Source organism: Streptomyces sp. NPDC006265 (genome assembly GCF_040613555.1).
Taxonomy (GTDB): Bacteria; Actinomycetota; Actinomycetes; order Streptomycetales; family Streptomycetaceae; genus Streptomyces.
Window position 1 is genome coordinate 1 of sequence record NZ_JBEXSH010000699.1, and the last position, 4943, is coordinate 4943.

The 4943-nt window shown below is 71.8% G+C and carries 2 protein-coding genes; both read left to right on the forward strand.

Going from position 1 to position 4943, the window contains the following annotated elements; translation table 11 throughout:
• Positions 1–3968: MupA/Atu3671 family FMN-dependent luciferase-like monooxygenase (locus tag ABZ281_RS37805; protein ID WP_356662557.1), on the forward strand; the 3968-nt coding region annotated here is incomplete at its 5' end.
• Positions 3968–4943: polyketide synthase (locus ABZ281_RS37810; protein WP_356662558.1), on the forward strand; the 976-nt coding region annotated here is incomplete at its 3' end. The genes ABZ281_RS37805 and ABZ281_RS37810, both read left to right, overlap by 1 nt.

Sequence of the window (4943 nt, forward strand, 5' to 3'; positions counted from 1 at the left end):
GGTCGATGTCCCTGATCGTGGACGAACTGGCGCGCTGCTACCGGGCGGCGCGCTCCGGCACGGCCGCTGATCTGCCGCCGGCCGGTGACTACGCGGCCTTCGTCGCGGCGCAGCAGCGGTACGCGCAGAGCGCCGAGGGCGAGGCCGCCGCCGCCTTCTGGCGGGAGCGGCTCGGCGGCGAACTGCCCGTACTCGAGCTCCCCACCGACCGGCCCCGTCCGCCCGTCCAGACATACAACGGTGGCACCCACGACTTCTCCCTGGACGCGGAACTGCTCGCCGGGCTCTCCGCCTTGGCCCGGCAGTCGGGGACGACGCTGTATACCGCCCTGCTGTGCGCGTTCGAGGTTCTGCTGCACCGCTACAGCGGCCAGAGCGACATCCTGGTCGGCTCGCCGGTGTCCGGCCGGGGCCGCCCCGCGTACGCCGACACCGTCGGCTACTTCGTCAACCCCGTGGTCATCCGTGGCGACCTCGGCGGCGACCCGATCTTCCGCGAGCTGCTGGCTCGGTTCTCCGGGACCGTGTCCGAGGCGCTGGCCCACCAGAACTACCCGTTCGGCCTGCTGGCCGAGCAACTCCAGGCCGGCCGCGACTCGGCGCGCTCCCCGGTCTTCCAGGCCATGTTCATCCATCACCAGGCACCCTCCCGGTTCCCCGGCGACCTCGCCGCGGTCGCCACCGGGCACGGGACGCGGCCGTTCACCCTGGCGGGGCTCGACCTGGCGCCGGTCCACGTGCCGCAGCGCACCGCGCAGTTCGACCTCACCATGATCGTCGCGGAGCACGCGGACGGTCTCGTCGGGCGTGTCCAGTTCAACGCCGACCTGTTCGACCGTGCCACCGTCGCCGACCTCACCGACAACTTCCGCACCTTGCTCGCCGGCATCACCGCCGACCCCGACCGGCCCCTGTCCGCGCTGCCGCTGCTGAGCGAGGAGAAGACCCGGCGCGTACTCGTCGACTGGAACGACACCGCCCTGGAGCTCCCCGCCGCGCTGTGCATCCACCAGGAGTTCGAGGCCGCGGCCGCCCGCACGCCCGACGCCGTCGCCGTGGTCTTCCGGTCGGCGCGGCTGACCTTCGAGGAACTGTCCGAGGCGTCGGACCGGTTGGCCCGGGAGCTCGTGGGCCGGGGCGTCGGCGCGGAGTCCCGGGTCGGCATCTGTCTGGACCGCTCGCCGGAGCTGATCGTCGCGATGCTGGGAATCCTCAAGGCCGGCGGCGCCTACGTGCCGCTCGACCCGGACTACCCGCGCGACCGGCTGGACGTGGTCGTCTCGGACGCCCGGCTCGACCTGATGGTGACCCGCGGCGGGGTGGCGCGCCGGGTCGCGGGAAGCGCCGTACCCCTCCTCGACGTCGATGACGTCCTCGCCGCACCCGACGGGCGGACCGGATGCCCGGCCGGCCGGGCATCCGCGGACAACGCCGCGTACCTCCTCTACACCTCCGGCTCGACCGGCGTCCCCAAGGGCGTGGTGGTCACCCACCGCAACGTCGGTAACTTCTTCGCAGCCATGGACGAGAAGGTCGGCTGCGGCACCGACGACACGATGCTCGCGGTGACCAACGCGGGGTTCGACATCTCCGTCCTGGAACTGCTGTGGACGCTCACCCGGGGCGCCACAGTGGTACTTGCGGAGGACGCGCTCTCCCGACAGGCCGGGCAGGCAGCCCCGGCCAAGCCCGTCGACTTCAGTCTGTTCTTCTTCGCCAGCGACGCACGCTCGGGCACGGACGACGCGCGCCGGCGCTACGACCTGGTCTTCGACAGCGCCCGTTTCGCCGACGAGCACGGCTTCACCGCGGTGTGGACCCCCGAGCGGCACTTTCACGAGTTCGGCGGCCTCTACCCCAATCCCTCCGTGCTCAGCGCCGCCATCGCCGCCGTCACCCGCAACGTGGCCGTCCGGGCGGGCAGCGTCGTCCTGCCGCTGCACTCGCCGGTGCGCGTCGCGGAGGAGTGGTCCCTCGTGGACAACATCTCCGGCGGACGGGTGGGCGTCGCGTTCGCCTCCGGCTGGCACGCCGACGACTTCGTCTTCTTCCCGGAGCGGTACGAGGGCCGCAAGGAGCAGATGTTCCGGGACATCGACACCGTGCAGCGGCTGTGGCGGGGCGAGACGGTCTCCCTGCCCGGCGGTACCGGCAAGCCGGTGGACATCGCCGTCCGCCCGGCACCCCTCCAACCCGAACTGCCCACCTGGATCACCGCCGCCGGCAGCCCCGACACCTTCACCCGGGCGGGAGCCATCGGCGCGAACGTCCTCACGCACCTCCTCGGCCAGACCGTCGAGCAGGTCGCGGAGAACGTACGCCGCTACCGCGAGGCCCGGCTCCAGCAGGGCCACGACCCGGACACCGGCGTGGTGACCCTGATGCTGCACACCTTCCTCGGCGACGACGTCGAAGAGGTGAAGCGGCAGGTCCGTGAACCGTTCACGGCCTACCTGCGGTCGTCCGTCGGGCTGATCGAGAACCTGGTGCGCTCGCTCAACATGCCCGTCGACCTCGCGGGCATGAGCGAATCCGACATGGACGACCTGCTGGAGTTCGCCTTCAACCGGTACTTCGACACCGGCGCGCTGTTCGGCACGCCCGAGTCCGTACGGCCGCTGATCGAGCGCTGTGCCGAGGCGGGAGTCGACGAGATCGCGTGTCTGGTGGACTTCGGACTGTCCCGCCGGACGGTCCTGGACGGACTGCCGGCCCTCGACCGGTTGCGCGAGCGCAGCGCACGCGGCGCCGCGGCCGAAGCCGCGACCGCCGGAGACGAGGACAGGTCCCTCGCCGGCCAGATCGCGGCCTGGCGTCCGACCTTGCTGCAGGCGACGCCCTCCGCGATGCGGCTGACGGCCCTCGACAAGGCGGCCATGAGCGGACTGACGTCCCTGCGGGCGCTGTTGCTGGGCGGCGAGGCCCTCCCACCCGACCTCGCCCGGGAACTGCGCGAACAGCTGCCTGCCCGGCTGGTCAACATGTACGGCCCCACCGAGACCACGATCTGGTCGGCCACGCACGAGGTGACCGAGGTGGAGGAGACGGTGCCGCTCGGCGGCCCCATCGCCAACACCCAGATCCACATAGTCGACGAGGGCCTGCGACCCGTCCCGGTCGGTGTGGCCGGCGAACTGGTGATCGGCGGTGCCGGGCTGGCCCGCGGCTACTGGCGCCGCCCGGACGTCACCGCCGAGAGGTTCGTGCCGAACCCCTTCAGCCGGACGCCCGGAGAGCGCCTGTACCGCACCGGCGACCTCGCCCGCTACCGCCCCGACGGCCACGTCGAGTTCCTCGGGCGGATCGACCGGCAGGTCAAGGTACGGGGGCACCGCATCGAGCTCGGAGACATCGAAGCGGCCCTGGCGGCCCGCGAGGACGTACGAGAAGCGGTCGTGATCGCCCAGCGGGAGTCTTCCGCCGGCACCCGGCTCGTCGCCTGCGTGGTGCCGGCCGGCGGCGCGGCGCTCTCCGGCCGCGACCTCCAGCGCGGCCTGCGTGAGCGGTTGCCCCAGTCCATGGTCCCCAGCGGCTTCGTCCTCCTGCCCGACCTGCCGCGTACCGCCCACGGCAAGGTCGACGTCAAGGCCCTGGCCGCCCTGCAGTGGTCCGGCTCCGGCAACGGCGTCAAGGCGGCACCGGTGACGGAGCTGGAGCGCTCCATCGCCGCGATCTGGAGCGAGGTACTCGGCGTCGAATCGGTCGGACTGTATGACAACTTCTTCGATCTCGGCGGGCACTCCATGCTGATGGTCCAGGTCCACAACCGGCTGCAGCGCGACACGGGCGTGGAACTGCCCCTGATCAAGCTTCTGGAGCACCCGACGGTCAGCGCGCTCGCCGCCCATCTGGGCGAGGGTGGCGCCGACACGGAGCAGCGGGCGTTCTCCGACAGCGAGGAACGAGCGCGCCGGCAGCGCGACAGCAGGCGAAGGTCCCGCGGGCTCGGTGGAAGGGGCAGGGCGTGATGAGCGAGCTCAACGAGCCGCAGGAGGACACCGGATCGGACATCGCCGTCGTAGGCATGGCCTGCCGGTTTCCCGGCGCACCCGACGTCGAGACGTTCTGGGCGAACCTGCGCGACGGCGTCGAGTCCATCCGGCACTTCACCCCGGAGGAACTCGCCGAGCTGGGGGTACCGCCGGAGGTCTCCGGACAGCCCGGCTTCGTCCCCGCGGGCGCCCCCATCGACGACCCCGAGGGCTTCGACCACCGTTTCTGGGGATACTCCCCGCGCGAGGCGGCGCTGCTCGACCCCCAGCAGCGGCTGTTCCTGGAGACCGCCTGGGCCGCGCTGGAGCACGCCGGGCACACCACATCCGACCGGTCCGGCACCGTCGGCGTCTACGCCGGCATGGGCCTGAGCACCTACCTGCTGTACAACCTGCTCGACCACCCGGACATCAGCGACTCCGACACACAACTCGCCATGCTCGGCAACGACAAGGACTTCCTGAGCAGCCGGGTCTCGTACCACCTGGATCTGCGCGGCCCCAGCATGACGGTGCAGACCGGCTGCTCGACCTCGCTCGTCGCCGCCCACCTCGCCTGCGACAGCCTGCTCAGTTACCAGTGCGACCTGGCCCTGGTCGGCGGAAGCACGGTGGTGCTGCCCGAACGCACGGGCTACGTCCACGTCCCCGGCGGCACGGCCTCCTCCGACGGGCGGTGCCGGGCCTTCGACGCGGCCGGCGACGGCACGGTCTTCGGCAGCGGAGCGGGCGTCCTCGCCCTGAAGCGGCTGGACGACGCTCTGGAAGACGGCGACACCGTGTACGCCGTCATCAAGGCGTCCGCGGTCAACAGCGACGGCGCCAACCGGGTCGGCTTCACCGCACCCAGCCTGGACGGTCAGGCCGAGGTCGTCCTGCGCGCGCAGAAGATCGCGGACGTCGACCCGCGGACCGTCACCTACGTCGAGACGCACGGCACCGCCACGAAGG